General features: G+C 71.6%; 16 protein-coding genes. 11 read left to right on the top strand and 5 right to left on the bottom strand.

All coding sequences use genetic code 11. From position 1 onward, the window contains the following. The first annotated feature begins 139 nt into the window (after nt 1-139). The 5 genes from ACQEUX_RS14755 to ACQEUX_RS14735 all read left to right on the top strand — a co-directional run bounded on the left by ACQEUX_RS14755 (nt 140) and on the right by ACQEUX_RS14735 (nt 5,750). Nucleotides 140-1,348 carry an NAD(P)/FAD-dependent oxidoreductase gene (locus ACQEUX_RS14755; protein WP_433047113.1) on the top strand — a complete coding sequence of 403 codons (1,209 nt, stop codon included), beginning with the start codon at nt 140-142 and terminating at the stop codon, nt 1,346-1,348. A gap of 10 nt (nt 1,349-1,358) precedes the next feature. Continuing rightward, nucleotides 1,359-2,309 carry a sigma-70 family RNA polymerase sigma factor gene (locus ACQEUX_RS14750; protein WP_433047110.1) on the top strand — a complete coding sequence of 317 codons (951 nt, stop codon included), beginning with the start codon at nt 1,359-1,361 and terminating at the stop codon, nt 2,307-2,309. Nucleotides 2,310-2,586: 277 nt separating this feature from the next. Next, the gene (locus ACQEUX_RS14745) at nt 2,587-3,759 is read left to right on the top strand and encodes an NAD(P)/FAD-dependent oxidoreductase (protein WP_433047107.1); all 1,173 of its coding nucleotides are present in this window, start codon (nt 2,587-2,589) and stop codon (nt 3,757-3,759) included. A gap of 27 nt (nt 3,760-3,786) precedes the next feature. Continuing rightward, nucleotides 3,787-4,683 carry an RNA polymerase sigma-70 factor gene (locus ACQEUX_RS14740; protein ID WP_433047104.1) on the top strand — a complete coding sequence of 299 codons (897 nt, stop codon included), beginning with the start codon at nt 3,787-3,789 and terminating at the stop codon, nt 4,681-4,683. A gap of 26 nt (nt 4,684-4,709) precedes the next feature. Continuing rightward, nucleotides 4,710-5,750 carry a hypothetical protein gene (locus ACQEUX_RS14735; RefSeq protein ID WP_433047101.1) on the top strand — a complete coding sequence of 347 codons (1,041 nt, stop codon included), beginning with the start codon at nt 4,710-4,712 and terminating at the stop codon, nt 5,748-5,750. Nucleotides 5,751-5,974: 224 nt separating this feature from the next. Here the strand turns inward: ACQEUX_RS14735 and ACQEUX_RS14730 are convergent, their stop codons facing one another. Genes ACQEUX_RS14730 through ACQEUX_RS14720 form a run of 3 tightly spaced genes read right to left on the bottom strand, consistent with a single transcriptional unit; the run spans nt 5,975 to nt 9,406 of the window. After that, entirely contained in the window at nt 5,975-6,739 is a 765-nt protein-coding gene (locus tag ACQEUX_RS14730) for a succinate dehydrogenase/fumarate reductase iron-sulfur subunit (protein WP_433047098.1), read from the bottom strand. Further along, nucleotides 6,736-8,673 carry a fumarate reductase/succinate dehydrogenase flavoprotein subunit gene (locus ACQEUX_RS14725; protein ID WP_433047095.1) on the bottom strand — a complete coding sequence of 646 codons (1,938 nt, stop codon included), beginning with the start codon at nt 8,671-8,673 and terminating at the stop codon, nt 6,736-6,738. The genes ACQEUX_RS14730 and ACQEUX_RS14725 overlap by 4 nt, the downstream gene beginning before the upstream one ends. A gap of 1 nt (nt 8,674) precedes the next feature. Further along, the gene (locus ACQEUX_RS14720) at nt 8,675-9,406 is read right to left on the bottom strand and encodes a succinate dehydrogenase cytochrome b subunit (protein ID WP_433047092.1); all 732 of its coding nucleotides are present in this window, start codon (nt 9,404-9,406) and stop codon (nt 8,675-8,677) included. A 35-nt stretch (nt 9,407-9,441) separates the two neighbouring features. On the opposite strand from ACQEUX_RS14720, the gene ACQEUX_RS14715 reads away from it, so the two are divergent. After that, entirely contained in the window at nt 9,442-10,374 is a 933-nt protein-coding gene (locus ACQEUX_RS14715) for a LysR family transcriptional regulator (RefSeq protein ID WP_433047089.1), read from the top strand. A gap of 44 nt (nt 10,375-10,418) precedes the next feature. Here the strand turns inward: ACQEUX_RS14715 and hrpA are convergent, their stop codons facing one another. Then, nucleotides 10,419-14,489 carry an ATP-dependent RNA helicase HrpA gene (hrpA, locus tag ACQEUX_RS14710; RefSeq protein WP_433047086.1) on the bottom strand — a complete coding sequence of 1,357 codons (4,071 nt, stop codon included), beginning with the start codon at nt 14,487-14,489 and terminating at the stop codon, nt 10,419-10,421. 121 nt (nt 14,490-14,610) lie between these two features. Here hrpA and ACQEUX_RS14705 point away from each other — a divergent pair, with 121 nt between their 5' ends. Next, nucleotides 14,611-14,979 carry a cytidine deaminase family protein gene (locus tag ACQEUX_RS14705; RefSeq protein ID WP_433047083.1) on the top strand — a complete coding sequence of 123 codons (369 nt, stop codon included), beginning with the start codon at nt 14,611-14,613 and terminating at the stop codon, nt 14,977-14,979. A gap of 2 nt (nt 14,980-14,981) precedes the next feature. On the opposite strand, the gene ACQEUX_RS14700 is transcribed toward ACQEUX_RS14705, so the two are convergent. Further along, nucleotides 14,982-15,341 (bottom strand): YciI family protein, encoded by a 360-nt coding sequence (locus ACQEUX_RS14700; protein WP_433047080.1) that lies wholly within the window; start codon nt 15,339-15,341, stop codon nt 14,982-14,984. 141 nt (nt 15,342-15,482) lie between these two features. On the opposite strand from ACQEUX_RS14700, the gene ACQEUX_RS14695 reads away from it, so the two are divergent. Genes ACQEUX_RS14695 through ACQEUX_RS14680 form a run of 4 tightly spaced genes read left to right on the top strand, consistent with a single transcriptional unit; the run spans nt 15,483 to nt 19,564 of the window. Further along, complete coding sequence (locus tag ACQEUX_RS14695) at nt 15,483-16,529, top strand: FecCD family ABC transporter permease (RefSeq protein ID WP_433047077.1); 1,047 nt, start codon at nt 15,483-15,485, stop codon at nt 16,527-16,529. Continuing rightward, complete coding sequence (locus tag ACQEUX_RS14690; RefSeq protein WP_433047074.1) at nt 16,526-17,626, top strand: FecCD family ABC transporter permease; 1,101 nt, start codon at nt 16,526-16,528, stop codon at nt 17,624-17,626. Before ACQEUX_RS14695 ends, ACQEUX_RS14690 begins: the two co-directional genes overlap by 4 nt. A 19-nt stretch (nt 17,627-17,645) precedes the next feature. Continuing rightward, entirely contained in the window at nt 17,646-18,617 is a 972-nt protein-coding gene (locus tag ACQEUX_RS14685) for an ABC transporter ATP-binding protein (protein ID WP_433047071.1), read from the top strand. Next, complete coding sequence (locus ACQEUX_RS14680; protein WP_433047068.1) at nt 18,617-19,564, top strand: ABC transporter substrate-binding protein; 948 nt, start codon at nt 18,617-18,619, stop codon at nt 19,562-19,564. Before ACQEUX_RS14685 ends, ACQEUX_RS14680 begins: the two co-directional genes overlap by 1 nt. Nucleotides 19,565-19,651 lie beyond the last annotated feature (87 nt).

Below are 19,651 nucleotides of genomic sequence, written 5' to 3'. Positions count from 1 at the left end.
CTGCGCCGCCTCGGCGTCGCGCGCATCCTTGGACGCCGCTCCCGCCGCTCTATGACCCATGCCACATGCGATCCCCGTCAGCAATCGGGGCGCTGTCCCGCTCAACTCACGAGAGCACACCAAAGGACAGGAGCAACACATGAAGCACCGCATCGTCGTTCTCGGCGCCGGCTATGCCGGGTCCCACGTGGCCGGGAACCTGGCCCGCCGGCTGTCCCCGGTGGACACCGAGATCACCGTGGTCAACGCTGAGCCGGACTTCGTCGAGCGGCTGCGGCTGCACCAGCTCGCCGCCGGCCAGAAGATCGTGGCTCCGAAGCTCGCCGACGTCTTCGGGGGCACGGGGATACGGCTGCGCCTGGCCCGTGTCAGCGCCGTAGACCCCGAGCGCCAGGTCGTCGCCGTGGCCGACGCCGATGGTGGCGGCGAGCTCGGCTACGACACGCTTGTCTACGCGCTCGGCAGCCACGGCAACGACTCTGGCGTCCCCGGAGTGGCCGAGCACGCCTTCGACATCGCCGCCCGGCCCTCGGCGCTGCGCCTGCGCGAGCGCCTGGACAGCCTGGGCAGGCGCAGCGAATGCGGGAGGGTGCTGGTCGTCGGCGACGGGTTGACCGGCATCGAGACCGCCACCGAGATCGCCGAATCCCGGCCCGGCCTGTCGGTGGCGCTGGTCGCCCGCGGCGAACTGGGTGCCCGGCTCTCCGCCGGAGCCCGCAGCCACCTGCGCCAGGCCTGCGACCGGCTGGGCATCACCGTCCTGGAGCACACCAGCGTCGAAGCTGTCGAAGCGACGCGGGTGCTGTGCGCCGACGGCACCGTCCTGGCGTCAGACGCGACCGTGTGGACGGCCGGGTTCGCGGTCAGCCCCATCGCCGCCGCCAGCGGGCTGGAGGTCACCGGGAACGGTCAGATCGTCGTCGACCGCACCATGCGGTCGGTCTCGCACCCGAACGTCTACGCCGCCGGCGACAGCGCCTACGCCATCGGTGACAACGGCCAGCCGCTGCCGATGTCCTGCGCTTCGGCCGGCTACACCGGCATGCAGGCGATCGAGGCGATCGTGGGACGCCTGACCGGCCGCAAGATTGCGAACACCAAGCTGGGCTACCCGGGCAACCACATCAGCCTCGGGCGGCGGGACGGGATCCTGCAGATGGTCGACGACGAAGCGCAGGCAAAGCCGAAGTATGTGGGCGGCCGGAAGGCCGCACGGATCAAGGCGGGCATCCTCAAGACCTCGCTGTGGGCCGTTTCGCACCCGACCTTCGGCCTGCCCAAGCGCAGGCACCGCCTGGCCGCGGTGCCGGATGCGTCCCGCCGGACAGGCGATCGCGTAGTCGCCTAGGTTGGTCCGCGTGGACAGCATCGCCAATGATCGCTTCGACGCCAGCCGGTTCGAGGCCAGCCGCAACCGGCTGGTCTCGCTGGCGTACCGGCTGCTGGGCTCCGCCGCCGACGCCGAAGACGCCGTGCAGGATGCGTTCCTGCACTGGCAGGCCGCCGACCGGCAGCGGATCATGGTGCCGGAGGCATGGCTGACCAAGGTCGTCACCAACCTGTGCCTCGACCGGCTCCGCTCGGCCCAGGTCCGCCGCGAACGCACCGTCGGCGCCTGGCTGCCCGAACCGCTCCTCGACGGTGACCCGATGCTCGGCCCGGCCGACACGTTCGAGCAGCGCGAATCGGTCTCCCTGGCCGTGCTGACGCTCATGGAGCGCCTGTCACCCGTTGAGCGGGCCGTCTACGTCCTGCGCGAGGCGTTCTCCTACAGCCACGCCGAGGTCGCCGAGATCCTCGACATCACCGAGTCCGCAAGCCAGCAGCACCTGCACCGGGCCCGGCGCCGCATCACCGCCGCGCGCCGCGGCGGCGAAGTCGACCCCGCATCCGCCCGCAGGATCGTCGTGGAGTTCCTCGCCGCTGCCTCCTCGGGCCGCACCGAACGGCTGGTGGCGCTGCTGACCGACGACGCGACCGCGATCTCCGACGGCGCCGGCCTGACCGAGACGCTGCTGCGGTACGACACTCCGCAGCGCATCGCCGCCGTCGTACGGGCCGGCTTCAAACCCACACCCGCGAAGCGGCGACTTGCCGGCGGTACGCCCGCCGTCCACTACGCGCTCGTCAACCGCGCCCCCGCCATCCTCTTCGTGCTCGGCGACCAGGTCGTCGGCGCCGTGACGCTCGACATCACCAACGGCAAGATCGCAACTGTGCGGGGCATCGCCGCCCCCACCCGCCTCGTCCGCCTCACCGAAGCCTGGCGGCGGCACGAACCGGGCACGCCGCTCATCACCCAGTGGTGACGAGGTCCTGGGACGGAACCTGCGCTGCCATGGGCTGACGGACGCCGAGGCGCGGAAGGGGATGAGCCGGCCTCCCGCAAGCTCACCGGCCGGCCGTCTTTCCTCGTCACCGTGACAGCCGCGCTGGTCGTCGATCTCGCCTACCACAGCCTTGACGACCCGGCCCGCTGCTTGCCGAACTCCGGCCTGAGCCGGGTGAGTGACCGGGCTCACGCGCTGTTACGCCAACCCCCCAGGCGGTGTCTTGTGGCCGAACACCGCGAACGAGGGAGACACCATGAGGGAGAACGTCAACGTGGTCGTGGTCGGCGGCGGATATGCCGGCGTCATGGCGGCCAACCGCCTCACCCAGCGCGACAACGTGACCGTTACGTTGGTCAACCCGCGGCCGAACTTCGTTCACCGCATTCGCCTGCACCAGTTCGTCGGCGGAACCGGCGACGCGGTCGTCGGCTACGGCGAGGTCCTGGCCGACCGCGTCCGGCTGGTGGTCGACACCGCGACCCGGATCGACGCGGCCGAGCGCACCGTTTCGCTGGCGAACGGGAGCATGGTGGGCTACGACTACCTCATCTACGCGGTGGGCAGCGGCAGCGCCGTCCCGAGTGTGCCCGGAGCATCCGAGTACGCCCACAACATGGCCAGCCTGGAGGAGGCACAGCGGCTGCGGGCGGTGCTCGACGCCACACCGACGACGGACGTGGTGACGGTGGTCGGAGCGGGCGCGACAGGCATCGAGGTCGCCGCCGAGTTGGCGGCCGAGGGCCGCACCGTGACGCTCGTGTGTGGCAGAGTGCTCCACCCGTACCTGCACCCGCGGATTCGCCGCACGTTCGCCAAGCGCCTGGCCAAGCTCGGGGTGACCGTCATCGACGGTCCTGGTGCGAAGGTCACCGCGGTGAGCCGCGACGCCGTCCTGCTGGGGGACGGCCGCGAGTTGGCCAGCACGGTGACCATCTGGACGGCCGGGTTCAGTGTCCCCGACCTGGCTGCCCGCAGCGGGCTCACGACCGACGCGGCCGGACGCCTCCTGACCGACGAGACGCTGACCAGCATCGACGACGACCGCATCGTCGCCGCTGGGGACTCGGCCGCACCGTCGGACATGCCGCTACGGATGAGCTGCCAGTCGGCCAATCCACTCGGCGCGCATGCGGCCGACACCGTGCTCGCTCGGATCGCGGGCGGACAACCCACGACCATCGCCATCGGCTTCTTCGGGCAGTGCGTCAGCCTGGGCCACGGCGCCGCCACCGTACAGATCGCCTCGAAGAACGACGTTGCCAAAGGTTTCGCTGTCGGCGGCCTCCTCGGCGCGAAGATCAAGAGCAGCAGTTTCCCCGGCCTGATCGAGCACCTGGCGCATGAGGCGCGCAAGCCTGGCTCCTACACCTGGAAGTTCCGCGACGACACCCGTCGTCAGCGGCTCCAGGCGCTCGCCGCCCGCTGAACCGACCAGGAAATGGAAGGTCTCGCAGTGAATACGCCACCAGCCGACCCTGCCACCGACACCTTCGTGGCCCACCGGAACCTGCTGTTCACCGTCGCCTACGAGATGCTCGGATCGGCGGCCGACGCCGAAGACGTCCTTCAGGAGACCTGGCTGCGCTGGGTCAAAGTGGACCTGGCGCGGGTGAACGACCAGCGGGCCTACCTGGTCCGGATCACCACCCGGCAGGCGCTCAACCGGCTGCGTACCATGCAGCGTCGCAAGGAGGCGTACGTCGGCTCCTGGCTGCCGGAGCCGCTGCTCACCGCACCGGACGTGGCCGACGACGTCGAGCTCGCGGAGAACATGTCGATGGCGCTCATGCTCGTCCTCGAAACGTTGGCGCCGACCGAACGCGCCGTGTTCGTCCTACGTGAAGTCTTCGACGTCAGTTACGACGAGATCGCGGCAGCCCTCGACAAGAGCCCCTCGGCGGTCCGCCAGATCGCATACCGCGCCCGCCAGCACGTCGACGCCCGCCGCCCGCGCCAGGTGGTCCCGGCGAGCCTGACCCGGGCGGCACTGGACTCGTTGCGGCACGCGATCGAAACCGGGGACCTGCGGGGCCTGCTCGACGTGCTCGCCCCAGACGTGGTCCTGGTGGCCGATGGCGGCGGTATCAAACAGGCCGCGTTGCGGCCGGTCATCGGCGCCGACAAGGTGGCCCGCATGTTCGTCACCGGCATCGCCAAGGTGGACAGCATCCTCACCGCCGAGCCCACCGTGGTCAACGGCAACCCATCACTCGTGCTGCGCCTGGACGGCCAGCTCGACGGCGTCCTCGCCGTCCGTGTCGAGGACGGCGGCATCACCGGCCTCTACTACGTCCGCAATCCGGAAAAGCTCACCCGCGTCGAGTCCGCAACCCCGCTCACCCTGCGATGAACACCGCCCGATCCGGAGGAGGCAACATGGCCGTTCAGGCCCAGCCGGCAACCGACGCATCGCCGTCGCCCTGGACGGCGGTGGCCCGGGCCGTCGCCCTGCTCACGGTGGCCGTCAGCGTGCTGCTGACGGCCTTCGCCTGGCCCTCGATACGTTCGTCGGTGCACGACGTGCCGATCGCCGTCGCCGGGCCGGCACCTGCGGTCAGACAGATCAGCGCCGTCCTCGACGAGCGCCTTCCCGACGCCTTCGAGATCACCGAGGTCGCCGACACCGCCGCCGCCGACCAGCTCATCCGCGACCGCGACGTGTACGGGGCGATCGACGTCAGCTCCGGCGCCCCACAGGTCATCCTCGCCACCGCCGCCAGCGCGGCCGTCGCCCAGACCCTCAACGGCATCGCCACCGCGCTCAGCCAGCCGCAGTCCCAGGGCGCCGGCACGGAGGCCGCCGTCCGTGACCTCGTCCCGCTGCCGGCCGACGACCCGCGTGGCGCCGGGCTGGCCGCCGGAGGGCTGCCCCTCGTCATGGGCGGTCTGCTCGCCGCACTTCTGCTGACCAGACTCGTCCTTGGTACCACCCGTCGGGTCATCGGAGCGCTCGCCTTCGCCGTCACCGGCGGCCTGGCCGTGTCGGCGATTCTGCAGTTCTGGCTCGGCTCCCTGACCGGCTCCTACTGGGCGAACACCGGCGCGGTCGCCCTGACCGTCGCGGCCACCTCCCTGAGCATCCTCGGGCTGGAGTCCCTGCTCGGATACGCCGGGCTCGGCCTGGGCGCGGCCACGATGATGCTCATCGGCAATCCCTTGTCGGGCACCGCGACCGCGCCCGAGATGCTGCCCGGCTGGTCCGGCACGCTCGGCCAACTGCTACCGCCCGGCGCGGGAGGCTGGCTGCTGCGATCCACCGCCTTCTTCGACGGCCGCGGCGCCACCCATTCGATCATCGTCCTCGCCACGTGGCTGACGCTCGGCATGCTGCTGTGTCTCGCAAGCAGCCTGCGCCGGCGACGCCCGGCCACCGACCCAGTGACCACCGCGCAGCCGGCCGCACAGGCGACCGTGTGAGGTGCAGCGGCGGCGTCACCCGCTTCGAGGTTGCGCCGCCGCTGTCCAGCACTTCCGACTGTCACGATCAGACGCACTCATCTGGGTGCCGGCTCGGACCGCAACCGCCCGGCCGAACGCCAGACCGCCGACCGCCGACCGCCGACCGCCGACCGCCAAACGCCGAACGCCAGACCGCCGTACCCAGGAAGGGATACGGCGGTCTGGCGTGGTGCCGGTGGACGTCAGGAGCCGGGGGTGTTGCCGGCGCCCTTCGCGGTGGCGGTGAGGTAGTCGCGGTTGAGCCGGCCGATGGTGTTCAGCGGGATGCCCTTCGGGCAGGCCGGGGTGCACTCACCCGCGTTGGTGCAGCCGCCGAAGCCGGCCTCGTCGTGCGCGTCGACCATGCCGATCACCCGGGTGTACCGCTCGGGCTGGCCCTGCGGCAGCAGCGAGAGCTGGGTGAGCTTGGCGGCGGTGAAGAGCATGCCGGAGCCGTTCGGGCAGGCCGCCACGCACGCGCCGCAGCCGATGCAGGCGGCCGACTCGAAGGCGGCGTCCGCGTTGGCCTTGGCCACCGGGGTGGAGTGCGCCTCGGGTGCGCTGCCGGTCGGCGCGGTGACGTAACCACCGGCGGCGATGATCTTGTCGAAGGCGCTCCGGTTGACCACCAGGTCCTTGACGACCGGGAAGGCGCTGGCCCGCCACGGCTCGATGTCGATCGTCTCGCCGTCGGTGAACTGCCGCATGTGCAGCTGGCACGCCGTGGTGCCGCGCTGCGGCCCGTGCGCGTCACCGTTGATCATCAGGCCGCACATGCCGCAGATGCCCTCACGGCAGTCGTGGTCGAACGCCACCGGGTCCTCGCCAGCGAGGATCAGCCGCTCGTTGAGCACGTCGAGCATCTCCAGGAACGACATGTCCGGGGACACGTCGTCGACCGGGTAGGTCACCATCCGACCCTTGTCCTCAGGGCCCTTCTGGCGCCAGATGCGCAGGGTCAGGTTCACTTGTAGCTCCGCTGCGTGGGGTGGACGTATTCGAACTTCAGGTCTTCCTTGTGCAGCACCGAGGGCTCGCCGTCGGCGGTGAACTCCCAGGCCGCCACGTACGCGAACCGGTCGTCGTCGCGCTGCGCCTCACCGTCGGGGGTCTGGTGCTCGGCCCGGAAGTGGCCGCCGCAGGACTCCTCGCGGTGCAGGGCGTCGATGCACATCAGCTCGGCCAGTTCGAAGAAGTCGGCGACCCGGCCGGCCTTCTCCAGCGACTGGTTGAGCTCCTCGCCGGTGCCGGACACCTTGACCCGCTGCCAGAACGCCTCGCGCAGGGCGCGGATCTCGTCGATCGCCTTGCGCAGCCCGGCCTCGCTGCGCTCCATGCCGCAGTGTTCCCACATGATCTGGCCCAGCTCCCGGTGGAACGAGTCCACGGTCCGGTCGCCGTTGACCGCGAGTAGCCGGCGGACGCGGTCCTCCACGTCGGTGCGCGCCTCGACCGCCGCCGGGTGGCTGGCGTCGACCTTCTCCAACGGACCCGAGGCCAGGTAGTTGGCGATGGTGGTGGGCAGCACGAAGTAGCCGTCGGCGAGGCCCTGCATCAGCGCCGAGGCACCGAGCCGGTTGGCGCCGTGGTCGGAGAAGTTCGCCTCGCCGATCACGAACAGGCCGGGGATGCTCGACTGGAGGTCGTAGTCGACCCACAGGCCACCCATCGTGTAGTGCACGGCGGGGTAGATCCGCATCGGCACCTCGTACGGGTCCTCGCCGGTGATCCGCTCGTACATCTCGAAGAGGTTGCCGTACTTGGCCTCGATGGCCTTGCGGCCCAGCCGGTTGATCGCGTCGGCGAAGTCGAGGTAGACGCCGAGCTTGGTCGGCCCGACGCCCCGGCCCTCGTCGCAGACGTTCTTCGCGGCGCGGGACGCGATGTCGCGGGGGACCAGGTTGCCGAAGGAGGGGTAGATCCTCTCCAGGTAGTAGTCCCGCTCGTCCTCGGGGATGTCCTTCGGGCTGCGGTCGTCGTCCTTGGTCTTCGGCACCCAGACCCGGCCGTCGTTGCGCAGCGACTCGCTCATCAGGGTCAGCTTCGACTGGTGGTCGCCGGAGACCGGGATGCAGGTCGGGTGGATCTGGGTGTAGCACGGGTTGGCGAAGTACGCGCCCTTGCGGTGCGCCCGCCAGGTGGCGGTGACGTTGCAGCCCTTGGCGTTGGTGGAGAGGTAGAAGACGTTGCCGTAGCCGCCGGAGGCGAGCACCACGGCATCGGCCATCTCGGTGCTGATCTCGCCGGTGACCAGGTCCCGGACGACGATGCCCCGGGCCTTGCCGTCCACGAGGACCAGCTCCAGCATCTCGTGGCGGGCGTTCATCTCCACGTTGCCCAGGCCGATCTGCCGCTCCAGCGCCTGGTACGCGCCGAGCAGCAGCTGCTGGCCCGTCTGGCCCCGGGCGTAGAAGGTGCGCTGCACCTGGGCGCCACCGAAGGAGCGGGTGTCCAGCAGGCCGCCGTACTCGCGGGCGAACGGTACGCCCTGGGCGACGCACTGGTCGATGATGTTGACCGAGACCTCGGCGAGCCGGTGCACGTTCGACTCCCGGGAGCGGAAGTCGCCGCCCTTGACGGTGTCGTAGAACAGCCGGTGCACGGAGTCGCCGTCGTTGCGGTAGTTCTTCGCCGCGTTGATGCCGCCCTGTGCCGCGATGGAGTGCGCCCGGCGCGGGCTGTCCTGGTAGCAGTAGGACTTGACGTGGTAGCCCTGCTCGGCCAGGGTCGCCGCGGCCGAGCCGCCGGCCAGGCCGGTGCCGACCACGATCACCGTCATCTTGCGTCGGTTGGCCGGGTTGACCAGCTTGGCCTCGAAGCGCCGGGTGTCCCAGCGCTTCTCGATCGGGCCGGCGGGAGCCTTGGTGTCGGCGATCGGGTCGCCCTCGGTGAAGAGTTCCATGTCAGGACACCAATCCGGTGAGTACGGCGAACGGGACCACCAGGTACCCGGCGCAGAGCAGCACGGCGAAGATCAGCGCCGCGGTGCGCGCCCTGCGCTCGCCGCGCGGTGTCTGCTGGCCGAGGCTGCGGAACGCGCTGAACGCGCCGTGGCGCAGGTGGAAGCCCACCGCGACGATGGCGAGCGTGTAGAAGAGCGTGACGTACCAGCGCTCCGGCGCGAAGTCGGCGACGACGTTGCCGTACGGCTTGCTGGCGTCGCCGACCGGGTTCAGCGTGCCGGTGGTCAGGTCCAGGAGGTGGTAGATCACGAAGAGCAGGATGATCACTCCACCCCAGCGCATCGTGCGGGCCGCGTAGCTGCCGTTGACCTTCTTGCGGTGGGCGTACTTGACGGGCCGGGCGGCGCGGGCACGCATGGCCAGCACGGTGGCGGCCACGATGTGGGCCACGACCGCCACCACCAGCACGGTGCGCAGGATCCACAGGAACCAGACGCCGGGCAGCAGCGGCTTGCCGATGTCGCGCAGCCAGTGCGCGTAGTGGTCGAACGAGGTCTCCCCCGTGAACACCTTCAGGTTCCCGAGCATGTGCAAGATCAGGAACAGCGCCAGCAGGATGCCCGTCACCGCCATGACGGCCTTGAGGCCGACGTTCGAGCGGATGGGCGACCGAGTTTTCGTGATTACCACACGACCGACGCTAGGAGGACTTTGATCAGTCGTCCAATGCATCAAACTCGTAGTGTTGATAGCCGTAGGCTATGTAGATGCAGCTCCATCAGCTCCGGTACTTCGTTGCGGTGGCCGAAGTACGACATTTCACCCAAGCCGCCGACATCGTCGGCATCACTCAGCCTTCTCTCAGTAAGCAAATTCACGCTCTGGAGGCCGACCTCGGCGCACCGCTGTTCGAGCGGGTAAGGGGCAACATCGCGCTCACCGCGGCGGGTGAGGTGCTGTTGCCGCTGGCGACCCGGATCCTCGCCGACGTGGAGACCGCGACCCGCGAGGTCCAGGAGTTGGTCGGGCTGCGCCGGGGCCGGGTCCGGCTCGGGGCCACCCCGAGTCTGGCCACCTCACTTGCCCCGCCGGTGCTGCGCCGGTTCCGCGACGCGCACCCCACCATCGACCTCCGCGTCGAGGAGGGCGGGTCGCAGGACCTGGTGCGCGACCTGCTCCGCGGTGACCTCGACCTGGCCCTGATCATCATGCCGGCCCAGGGAGCCGACCCCGGGCTGCGCGTCGACCCGATCCTGCGGGAGAGCCTGGTGGTGGCCTCGGTGGGCGAGGTGCCGACCGCGTCGGTGACCGGGGAGCTGCACATCACCGACCTGCGCGACCAGCCGATGGTGATGTTCCGGGAGGGGTACGACCTGCGCGACGCCACCATCCAGGCGTGTCGGGAGGCCGGCTTCGAACCGACCTTCGCGGTGGACGGAGGCGAGATGGACGCCGTGCTCAGCTTCGTCGAGGCAGGGCTCGGCATCGCGTTGGTGCCGGGCATCGTGCTGGCCCGCCGGCCGGGGGTGCGAATCACCCCGCTGGCCCCGCCCGGGGTGCGGCGGACCATCGCGGTGGCCCGCCGCCGCGACATCGTGCCCACCCACGCCGGTCGGGAGCTTCGGCGGATCCTGCTCGACTACATCCAGTCGGCGATCGACCGAGGCGAGCTGCCGCCGGGCGTCGAGCCGCTGTCCTGACCGACTCCACGACGAGGCCCGGCCGCCCTCGCGGCCGGGCCGGCTCAGCGACCCTCGACGTCGTCCATCGCACGGTAGATCCGCTGCTCGGAGACGGGATACGGGGTGCCCAGCGCCTGGGCGAAGACGTTCACCCGCAACTCCTCGATCATCCAGCGGATCTGCCGGACCGCGGTCTCCTGGCGGCGTGCCGGTGGCAGTGCGGCGAGCAGGTCGGCGTACTCCTTCTGCACCACCGCGACCCGGTCCTGCTGCTGGCGGTCGCGCTGCGGGTTGCCCCCCAGCCGGTCCAGCCGGCGCTCGATGGCGGTGAGGTAGCGCAGCAGGTCGGGCAGCCGCGCGTACCCGGTCTCGGTGATGAAACCGGCGTGCACCAGCCCGGCGAGCTGGTTGCGGATGTCGGCCAGCGCGGCCACCACGGCGAGGTTGCGGGTGGCGCCGAGCCGCTGCTCCACGGCGTACGCGGCGGCGAGGACCTTGCGTACCCGGTCCATCACCTCGACCACGGTGTCGACCAGGTCGGCGCGGACCCTCTCGCGCAGCGCCGCGAAACCGTCGGCGTCCCACGCCGGTCCGCCCGCCGCGTCGATCAGCCGATCGATGGCCGCGCCCGCCGCGTCCTCGATCAGCTCCTGCACACCACCGTGCGGGTTGCGGCTCAGCGCCAGCTTCGCCTCGTTGTTCAGCCGGCCCTGGAGGAACCGCGCCGGGGACGGCACGGTGAGCCGCAGCAGCCGGCGGGTGCCGGCCCAGTGCGCCGCCTCCGCCTCGGCGGGGGAGTCGAACACCTTCACCCCGACCGTCGCGCCCTCGTCGACCAGCGCCGGGTACGCGGTCACCGCGTAACCGGCGCGGACCTGCTCGATGGTCCGCGGCAGCGTGCCGATGCTCCACTCCCGCAGACCGGTACGGGCCACCTCCGGCGCGGCGGCCGCCACCACCTGGCGTACCTCCTGGCGGAGCTGGCGTTGCAGGGCCGGTAGGTCCTTGCCCTCGGCGACCGGCTTCTCGTCGTCGCCGAGCACCCGGAAGGTCACCCGCAGGTGCGCCGGCAGCTTGCCCGGCTCCCAGGCGTCCCGGGGCACGGTCACACCGGTCATCCGGCGCAGCTGCCGGGTGAGCGCGTCCAGCAGCGACTCCTCGCCGGGAGTGATCGCCGCCAGGGCGGCCCGGGCGTAGTCCGGCACCGGGACGAAGTTGCGGCGTATCGCCTTCGGCAGCGAGCGGATCAGGGCGATCACCGTCTCCTCGCGCAGCCCCGGCACCTGCCAGTCGAAGCTCTCCGACGGCACCTGGTTGAGCAGCGGCAGCGGGATGTCGACGGTGACACCGTCGGTCGGCGTACCCGGCTCGAAGCGGTAGGTCAGCGGGAGGCTCACCCCGTCGGCCTGCCACTCGTCCGGGTAGTCGCCCTCGTCCACCCCCGGCCGGCCGTCGTTGACCAGCAGGTCGCGGGTGAAGGTGAGCAGATCGGGCTGGTCGCGGCGGGTCTTCTTCCACCAGGAGTCGAAGTGCCGCCCGGACAGCACGTCGGCGGGGATCCGCTGGTCGTAGAAGCCGAAGATGGTCTCGTCGTCGACCAGGATGTCGCGGCGTCGGGCCCGGCTCTCCAGCTCCTCGATGTCGGCGAGCAGCCGTTTGTTGTCCGCCCAGAACTGGTGGTGGGTCTGCCAGTCGCCCTCCACCAGCGCGTGCCGGATGAACAGCTCCCGGCTCAGCGTCGGGTCGATCCGCCCGAAGTTGACCTTGCGGGAGGTGACCAGCGGGACGCCGTACAGGGTGATCTTCTCGTAGGCCATCACCGCGGCCTGCTTCTTCTCCCAGTGCGGCTCGCTGTAGCTGCGCTTGACCAGGTGCTGCGCGAGCGGTTCGACCCACTCCGGTTCGACCCGGCCGGCGATCCGGCCCCAGAGCCGGGAGGTCTCCACCAACTCGGCGGCCATCACCCAGCGCGGCGGCTTCTTGAACAACGCCGAGCCGGGGAAGAGCCCGAACTTCGCGCCCCGCGCGCCCAGGTACTCGTGCTTCTGGGCGTCCTTCAGGCCGACGTGCGACAGCAGGCCGGGAAGCAGCGACTGGTGCACCTTCGGGGTGTCGATCTCCTCCGGCAGATCAGCGCCGCCGCGGCGGCTCTCACCCCGGCCGGCGTCCGCGCCGTCGGAGGTGTCGCGTGCCGGCCGCCCGCCGCGCCGGTCGCCCTCCTGCGGGGTACGCAGCACCTGGCGCAGTTGGCTGACGATGTCCTGCCACTCGCGGATCCGCAGGTAGTTCAGGTACTCCGCCTTGCACATCCGGCGGAACGCGCTGGAGGACAGCTCCCGCTGCTGCTCGCGCAGGTAGCGCCACAGGTTGAGGAAGGCGACGAAGTCCGACTCCTTGTCGGCGAACCGGGCGTGTGCCTGGTCGGCCTGGGCCTGCTTCTCCGCCGGCCGCTCGCGCGGGTCCTGGATCGAGAGCGCGGCGGCGATCACCAGCACCTCGGTGGCGCACCCGTTGCGCTCGCCCTCGACCACCATCCGGGCCAGGCGCGGGTCGACCGGCAGTTGGGCCAGCCGCCGGCCCAGCGCGGTCAGCCGCTTCGCCGGGTCGGCCTCGGCCGGGTCCAACGCGCCCAACTCGTGCAGCAGGTTGACGCCGTCGGCGATGTTGCGCTTGTCCGGTGGGTCGATGAAGGGGAACGCGGCGAGGTCGCCGAGCCCGATCGCGGTCATCTGGAGGATGACCGACGCCAGGTTGGTGCGCAGGATCTCCGGGTCGGTGAACTCGGGGCGGGACAGGAAGTCCTGCTCGTCGTAGAGGCGGATGCAGATGCCGTCCGAGGTGCGACCGCAGCGGCCCTTGCGCTGGTTGGCCGACGCCTGGGAGATCGGCTCGATCGGCAGCCGCTGCACCTTCAGCCGGCTGGAGTAGCGGGAGATCCGCGCGGTGCCCGGGTCCACCACGTACTTGATGCCGGGCACGGTCAGTGAGGTCTCCGCGACGTTGGTGGCGAGCACCACCCGGCGTGAGCTGTGCGCGGCGAAGACCCGGTGCTGCTCGGCTGAGGAGAGCCGCGCGTACAGCGGCAGGATCTCGGTGCCGAGCAGCGACCGCTTCTTCTGGACGAGCTTGCCCAGCGCGTCGGCGGTGTCGCGGATCTCCCGTTCGCCGCTGAGGAAGACCAGGATGTCACCAGGGCCCTCGGCGGCCAGCTCCTCGACGGCGTCGCCGATGGCCTGGATCTGGTCGCGGACCGTCTCCTCGTCGCCGTCACTGTCCTCCTCGCCGTCGGCGAGCTCGACGAGTGGCCGGTAGCGCACCTCCACCGGGTAGGTGCGGCCCGAGACCTCGACCACCGGCGCCGGTACGCCCTCCGGCTCGTCGGCCGTCGGCGGCCCGGCGAAGTGCCGGGCGAACCGGCCGGTCTCGATGGTCGCCGAGGTGATGATCACCTTGAGGTCGGGTCGCCGGGGCAGCAGCTCCCGCAGGTACCCGAGGATGAAGTCGATGTTGAGGCTGCGCTCGTGCGCCTCGTCGATGATCAACGTGTCGTACTGACGGAGCATCCGGTCGGTCTGCAGCTCGGCCAGCAGGATGCCGTCGGTCATCAGTTTCACCAGGCTGCGCTCGCTGACCTGGTCGGAGAAACGCACCTTGTAGCCGACCACGTCACCCAGCTCGGTGCCCAGCTCGTCGGCGATCCGGTCGGCCACCGTCCGGGCGGCCAGCCGGCGGGGCTGGGTGTGCCCGATCAGGCCGTGCACGCCGCGCCCCAGTTCCAGGCAGATCTTGGGGAGCTGGGTCGTCTTGCCGGAGCCGGTCTCGCCCGCCACGATCACCACCTGGTGATCACGGATGGCGGCGGCGATGTCGTCCTTGCGCTCACTGACCGGCAACCCCGCCGGGTACGTGATCACGGGCACCGCCGCACGGCGGGTGGCAATCCGCTGCTCGGCCCGGACCAGGTCGGCGGTGATCTCGGTAAGCGCCGCCTCCCTGCGCTGCGGGTCGCGCAGCCTGCGGGCGCCGTCCAGTCGCCGCTGGAGCCGGCGCTGGTCGCGGAACATCAGGGGATCGAGGCGGCGGTGCAGCTCGCGAGTCGAGTCGGTCGCGGCGGAGGCGGTTGGATTCTGCATGTCGTGCCCAAGGATAGGCAGCGCGGCGGCGTACCGCCCCCGGGTTACCGCGCGGCCGGTCCTCGGACGGCCACGCACGGGACCTAGAGTTGGCGGTCGACGTCGAGCGCTGGGGGCCGGGATGGAGCTGCGGGACACCGACCGGGCGTTGGTGCAGGCCGCCACGGCGGTTGCCAAACTGCGTTGTCGCAGCCAGAGCCACACCGTCGCGTCGGCCGCCCGGACCGCCGACGGGCGGGTCTTCACCGGCGTGAACGTGAACCACGTCTCCGGCGGCTCCTGCGCGGAACTGGTCGTGATCGGCACGGCCGCGACGCAGGGCGTGACCGCGCTCGAGACGATCGTCACGGTGGCCGACCGGGGCCGCGAGGCCATCCCGCCGTGTGACTCGTGCCGGCAGGTGCTGCGGGACCACTTCCCGTCACTGCGGGTGATCGTCGGCGAGATGGACGCCCTGCGGGTGGTCCCGATCGGGGATCTGCCCGGCTGACGTCAGTCGCCGGTCGCCGCCTCCAGCATCGACCGGGGCATCGGGACGCTCTCGAAGCGCACGTTGCCCTCCGGCACCATCCAGCTCATCACCCGCACGGTCAGCCGCCCGGCCCGTACCGCCGGATCGTTCCGGTACAGCTCGCGGGCCTCGTCCGGGGCGATGGAGAGCACGGCGAAGCCGTGCAGCCGCTCGTCGTCGCCGCCCAGGAACGGGCCGGCCGCGAGCACGAGGCCCTGCTCCACCAGCCCTGCCTGATGAGCCAGATGGGCGTCCTGCAACCGGTCGACGGCGTCCAGCGGCAGCTCCGGGACGTCCGCCGGTCGGACCAGGAGCACGACCGTGTGCTGGTCGAATCGCATGCCCCCACCCTAGGCGCGCCACCCCGCGCGCGCGGGCGTCCGCCCTGGTCAGCCCACCCCAGATCGATGAATGCGAGTTAGGCGACCCTCAGTAGGTCGGCTAAGGTAAGGCGAACCTAAGCGCGAACGTGCAGGAGACTCGTGACCACCCTCGCCACCCGGCCGACCCCGGCCCGCAGTCGGTCCGGCACGCGTACCGGCCGCCGGGTGGCCGTCACCGTCGTGGCCGTGCTGGCGCTGTTGCTCGCCGTGCTGGCCAGCTTCGCGCTCGGCAGCCGGCAACTCGGCGTCGACCAGGTCTGGCACGCGCTTGTCGCGCCGGACGGCGGTGACGCCAGCACCATCGTCCGCGAGCTGCGGATGCCGCGTACCGCGCTCGGTCTCGCCGTCGGGCTCGCGCTCGCCGTGGCCGGCGTGTTGTTCCAGGCGCTCACCCGCAACCCTCTGGCCGAGCCCCGCATCCTCGGCATCAGCGCGGGCGCGTCGTTCGGTGTGGTGCTTGCCATCTCCGTCTTCGGCATCGGCACGCTCGCCGGGTACGTCTGGTTCGGCATCGCCGGGGCGCTGATCGCCGGGCTGCTGGTCTTCGCCATCGCCGCCCGGGCCCGCGAGGGCGCCAGCCCGGTCACCCTCGCGCTGGTCGGCGCGGCGCTCGACGCCAGCCTGGCCTCCGGGGTGTACGCGCTGCTCAGCATCGACGCCCGCACGTTCGAGGAGTACCGGTTCTGGGTGGTCGGCGGGCTGGCCGGCCGGGACCTGTCGGTCGCCGCGCAGGTGCTGCCCTTCGTCCTCGTCGGTCTGGTGCTGGCCGCCCTGGTGGCCCGAGGTCTGGACGCGCTGGCCCTCGGCGACGACGTGGCCCGCGGCCTCGGCCACCGGATCGGGCTGGTTCGCCTCGGGGGTGGTCTCGCCGCGGTGCTGCTGACCGGGGCCGCGGTCGCGGCGGCCGGGCCGGTCGCCTTCGTCGGGTTGGCCGTGCCGCACCTCGCCCGCGCCCTGGTCGGCGCGGACCACCGCTGGACCCTCGCCGTCTCCGCCCTGCTCGGGCCGGCGCTGCTGCTCGGCGCCGACATCGTCGGCCGGCTCGTCGCCCCGCCCGGCGAGATACCGGCCGGGATCGTCACCGCGCTGATCGGTGCGCCGCTGCTGGCCGTGCTGGTCCGCCGCGCCCGGGTGGTGACCGCGTGACCACCACCCACCGCCCCTCCGGCTCCCTGGCCACCACACCCGCCACGACGTCCGACGGCGAGAGCGCGCGGCTGCCCGGACGGTCGCTGCTGCGCCTCGGCCCGGTCAGCCTGCTGATCCGCCGCCGCGCGGTGCTGGTGGCCGCCGTGCTGACCGTGCTGCTCCTGCTGGCCGTCGTGCTCAGCCTCTCGCTGGGCACCCCGTACGTCGCCCCGGCCGACGTGCTGCGCGCCCTCTCCGGTGCCGGCACCCCGTACGACCTGGTTGTCTTTGATCTGCGACTGCCGCGGGTCGTGCTCGCCGCGGTGGCCGGCGCCGCGTTCGGCGTGGCCGGCACCCTGATCCAGAGCGTGGCCCGCAACCCCCTCGCCAGCCCGGACGTCATCGGCATCACCCAGGGTGCCGGCCTCGCCGCCACCGTGGCGCTGACCAGCGGAATGGCCGCCGTCCTGGTGGCACCCACCGCGCTGGTGGGCGGGCTGCTCGCGGCGGTGCTGCTGTTCGCCCTCGGTGCCCGGCACGGGCTGGCCGCGCAGCGGTTCGTGCTCGCCGGGGTGGCGGTCGCCTTCGCCTTCCGGGCACTGACCGAGGTGGTCATGCTCACCGCCGACCCGATCGACGGGCTGCGCGCGCAGATCTGGCTGATCGGCACCCTGGCCGGAAAGGGCTGGACCGAGGCCGCCTGGATCGCCGGCACCCTGCTGGTGCTGCTGCCGGTGCTGGCCTGGGCCGGCTGGGCGCTGAACAGCACCGCCCTGGACGACGACACCGCCCGCGGCGTCGGGTTGCGCCCGGTGGCCCGCCGGATCGGCCTCGCCGGCACCGGCGTGCTCGTCGCCGCGATGGTCACCGCCCAGGTCGGCGCCGTCGACTTCGTGGCGTTGGTCGCCCCCCAGCTGGCCCGTCGGCTGGTGCGGGCCGAACGGCCGCCGCTGGTCTGCGCGGCGCTGCTCGGCGCGCTGCTGCTGGTGCTGGCCGACCTGGCCGGGCGGCGACTGATCGCACCCACCCAACTGCCCGCCGGTGTGCTGACCGCCGCGATCGGCGGCCCGTACCTGATCTTCCTGCTGCTGCGCGGACGGCGGCGGTCGTCGTGACGCCTCAAGGAGTCGTGTGATGCTCTCCACCCGCGACCTGGTCGCCGGCTACGACGAGCGGACCGTGCTCGACGGTCTCGACCTGGACCTGCCGACCGACGCGTTCACCGTGATCGTCGGGCCGAACGCGTGCGGCAAGTCCACCCTGCTGCGCACGATGGCGCGGCTGCTCACCCCGCGCAGAGGCACGGTGCTGCTGGACGGCAGCGCCATCCGCGACCTGCCGACCCGGGAGGTGGCCCGCCGCCTCGGCGTCCTGCCGCAGAGCCCGCTGGTGCCCGAGGGCGTCACCGTGGCCGACCTCGTCGGGCGTGGCCGGCAGCCCTACCAGCGCTGGTGGCGGCAGTGGTCGTCGGAGGACGGCGCGGCGGTGGACCAGGCGATGGCCCTGGCCGACGTGACCGACCTGGCCGACCGGCCGGTGGACAGCCTCTCCGGCGGCCAGCGGCAGCGGGTGTGGATCGCCATGACGCTCGCCCAGGACACCGACGCCCTGCTGCTCGACGAGCCGACCACCTTCCTCGACCTGGCCCACCAGGTGGAGGTGCTGGACCTCCTGCACCGGCTGCGCGTCGAGCGCGGTCGCACCGTCGTGGCCGTGCTGCACGACCTCAACCAGGCCGCCCGCTACGCCGATCACCTGGTCGCGATGCGCGGCGGCGCGGTCGTCGCCGCCGGGCCGCCCCGGGAGATCCTCACCGCCGACCTGGTCCGCGACGTCTTCGGACTGGCCTGCGTGGTCGTGCCCTGCCCGGTGACCGGGGCACCGCTGGTGGTGCCCGCGTACACCGGCGGCACCTCCGTCCCGGCCACACCGCCGGCCGGCGCGAGCGGACCCGACGTCACGCCTGTCGACCCGGCCAACCCGGCCGCCGCGCCTGGCGGCGTGGGCGGCCCCGACTCGTCGGTTGCGTCCGTGCCGGACGCCCGACCCGCCAGCGGCGACGCGGACACCCCGCTCGCCGGCTCGTACCCCTCGAAAGGACTCTGATGCGTCGTCTCGTCGCCGCTCTCGCCGCGGCCGTCGCCCTCGGCGTCGGACTCACCGCCTGCGGTGAGAGCGACCCGGTCGCCGGCTCCACCACCGGGGAGACCCGGGAGATCACCCACGCCATGGGCACCACCAAGGTCCCGGCCGAGCCCAAGCGCGTCGTCGTGCTCGACACCGACAAGATCGACACGGCGCTGTCGCTGGGCATCACGCCGGTTGGCGCCGCCACCGCCGGTGAGGCCAGGAGCTGGCCGACCTACTTCGGCGCGGACAAGCTCGCCGGCATCAAGGAGGTCGGGGTGCTCACCGAGCCCGACCTGGAGGCGATCAACGCGCTGAAGCCGGACCTCATCCTCGGCAGCAAGTTCCGCCAGGAGAAGTTCTACGACGAGCTGGCCGCCATCGCGCCGACCGTGTTCACCGAGAAGGTGGGCATCACCTGGAAGGAGAACCTCCTCCTCGACGGCAAGGCGCTCGGCCGCGAACAGCAGGCCAAGGACCTGCTCGGCGCGTACGAGAAGCGGGCCAAGGACTTCGGCGCCACGCTCGGCGACGCCGCCGCCCGCAAGGTGTCGATCGTCCGCTTCATGCCCGGCGCCATCCGGGTGTACGGGCCGGACTCGTTCTCCGGCATCGTGATCGGCGACACCGGCCTGGGCCGCCCCGAGCGGCAGCTGCTCGCCGCCAAGGAGGACAAGCGCTTCGACCAGGTCAGCCCCGAGCGGATCAACGAGGTCGACGGCGACGTCATCTTCGTGACCGCGTACGGCGACAAGGCCGCCGCCGAGCAGGCCAAGATGGCCGGCGGCACCCTGTGGAAGGGTCTCGGCGCCGTCAAGGCCGGCAAGGCGTACCCGGTCGCCGACGAGGTCTGGATGACCGGCATCGGGGTCGGCGCCGCCAACAAGATCCTCGACGACCTGACCAAGTACCTCCCCGCCGCCTGACCCACCCCGCGCCCGACCCCAAGATCCGCGCAGGTTCGGCGAAAACTGTTGTCTCACGAGCTGGTGAGAGAGCAGGATCCCCGAAGT

The organism is Micromonospora sp. CA-259024, from assembly GCF_050936255.1.
GTDB lineage: Bacteria > Actinomycetota > Actinomycetes > Mycobacteriales > Micromonosporaceae > Micromonospora.
Note: the sequence above shows the minus strand (reverse complement) of the source record. Positions and strands in the feature narration are given on the sequence as shown.

What these genes read in the sequence shown, in the direction of transcription:
- ACQEUX_RS14680 (WP_433047068.1), top strand. Translation starts at nt 18,617, where the DNA reads ATGCGTCGTCTCGTCGCCGCTCTCGCCGCGGCCGTCGCCCTCGGCGTC.
- ACQEUX_RS14705 (WP_433047083.1), top strand. Translation starts at nt 14,611, where the DNA reads ATGGAGCTGCGGGACACCGACCGGGCGTTGGTGCAGGCCGCCACGGCG.
- ACQEUX_RS14735 (WP_433047101.1), top strand. Translation starts at nt 4,710, where the DNA reads ATGGCCGTTCAGGCCCAGCCGGCAACCGACGCATCGCCGTCGCCCTGG.
- ACQEUX_RS14685 (WP_433047071.1), top strand. Translation starts at nt 17,646, where the DNA reads ATGCTCTCCACCCGCGACCTGGTCGCCGGCTACGACGAGCGGACCGTG.
- hrpA (WP_433047086.1), bottom strand. Translation starts at nt 14,489, where the DNA reads ATGCAGAATCCAACCGCCTCCGCCGCGACCGACTCGACTCGCGAGCTG.
- ACQEUX_RS14755 (WP_433047113.1), top strand. Translation starts at nt 140, where the DNA reads ATGAAGCACCGCATCGTCGTTCTCGGCGCCGGCTATGCCGGGTCCCAC.
- ACQEUX_RS14720 (WP_433047092.1), bottom strand. Translation starts at nt 9,406, where the DNA reads ATGCATTGGACGACTGATCAAAGTCCTCCTAGCGTCGGTCGTGTGGTA.
- ACQEUX_RS14700 (WP_433047080.1), bottom strand. Translation starts at nt 15,341, where the DNA reads ATGCGATTCGACCAGCACACGGTCGTGCTCCTGGTCCGACCGGCGGAC.
- ACQEUX_RS14745 (WP_433047107.1), top strand. Translation starts at nt 2,587, where the DNA reads ATGAGGGAGAACGTCAACGTGGTCGTGGTCGGCGGCGGATATGCCGGC.
- ACQEUX_RS14715 (WP_433047089.1), top strand. Translation starts at nt 9,442, where the DNA reads ATGCAGCTCCATCAGCTCCGGTACTTCGTTGCGGTGGCCGAAGTACGA.
- ACQEUX_RS14725 (WP_433047095.1), bottom strand. Translation starts at nt 8,673, where the DNA reads ATGGAACTCTTCACCGAGGGCGACCCGATCGCCGACACCAAGGCTCCC.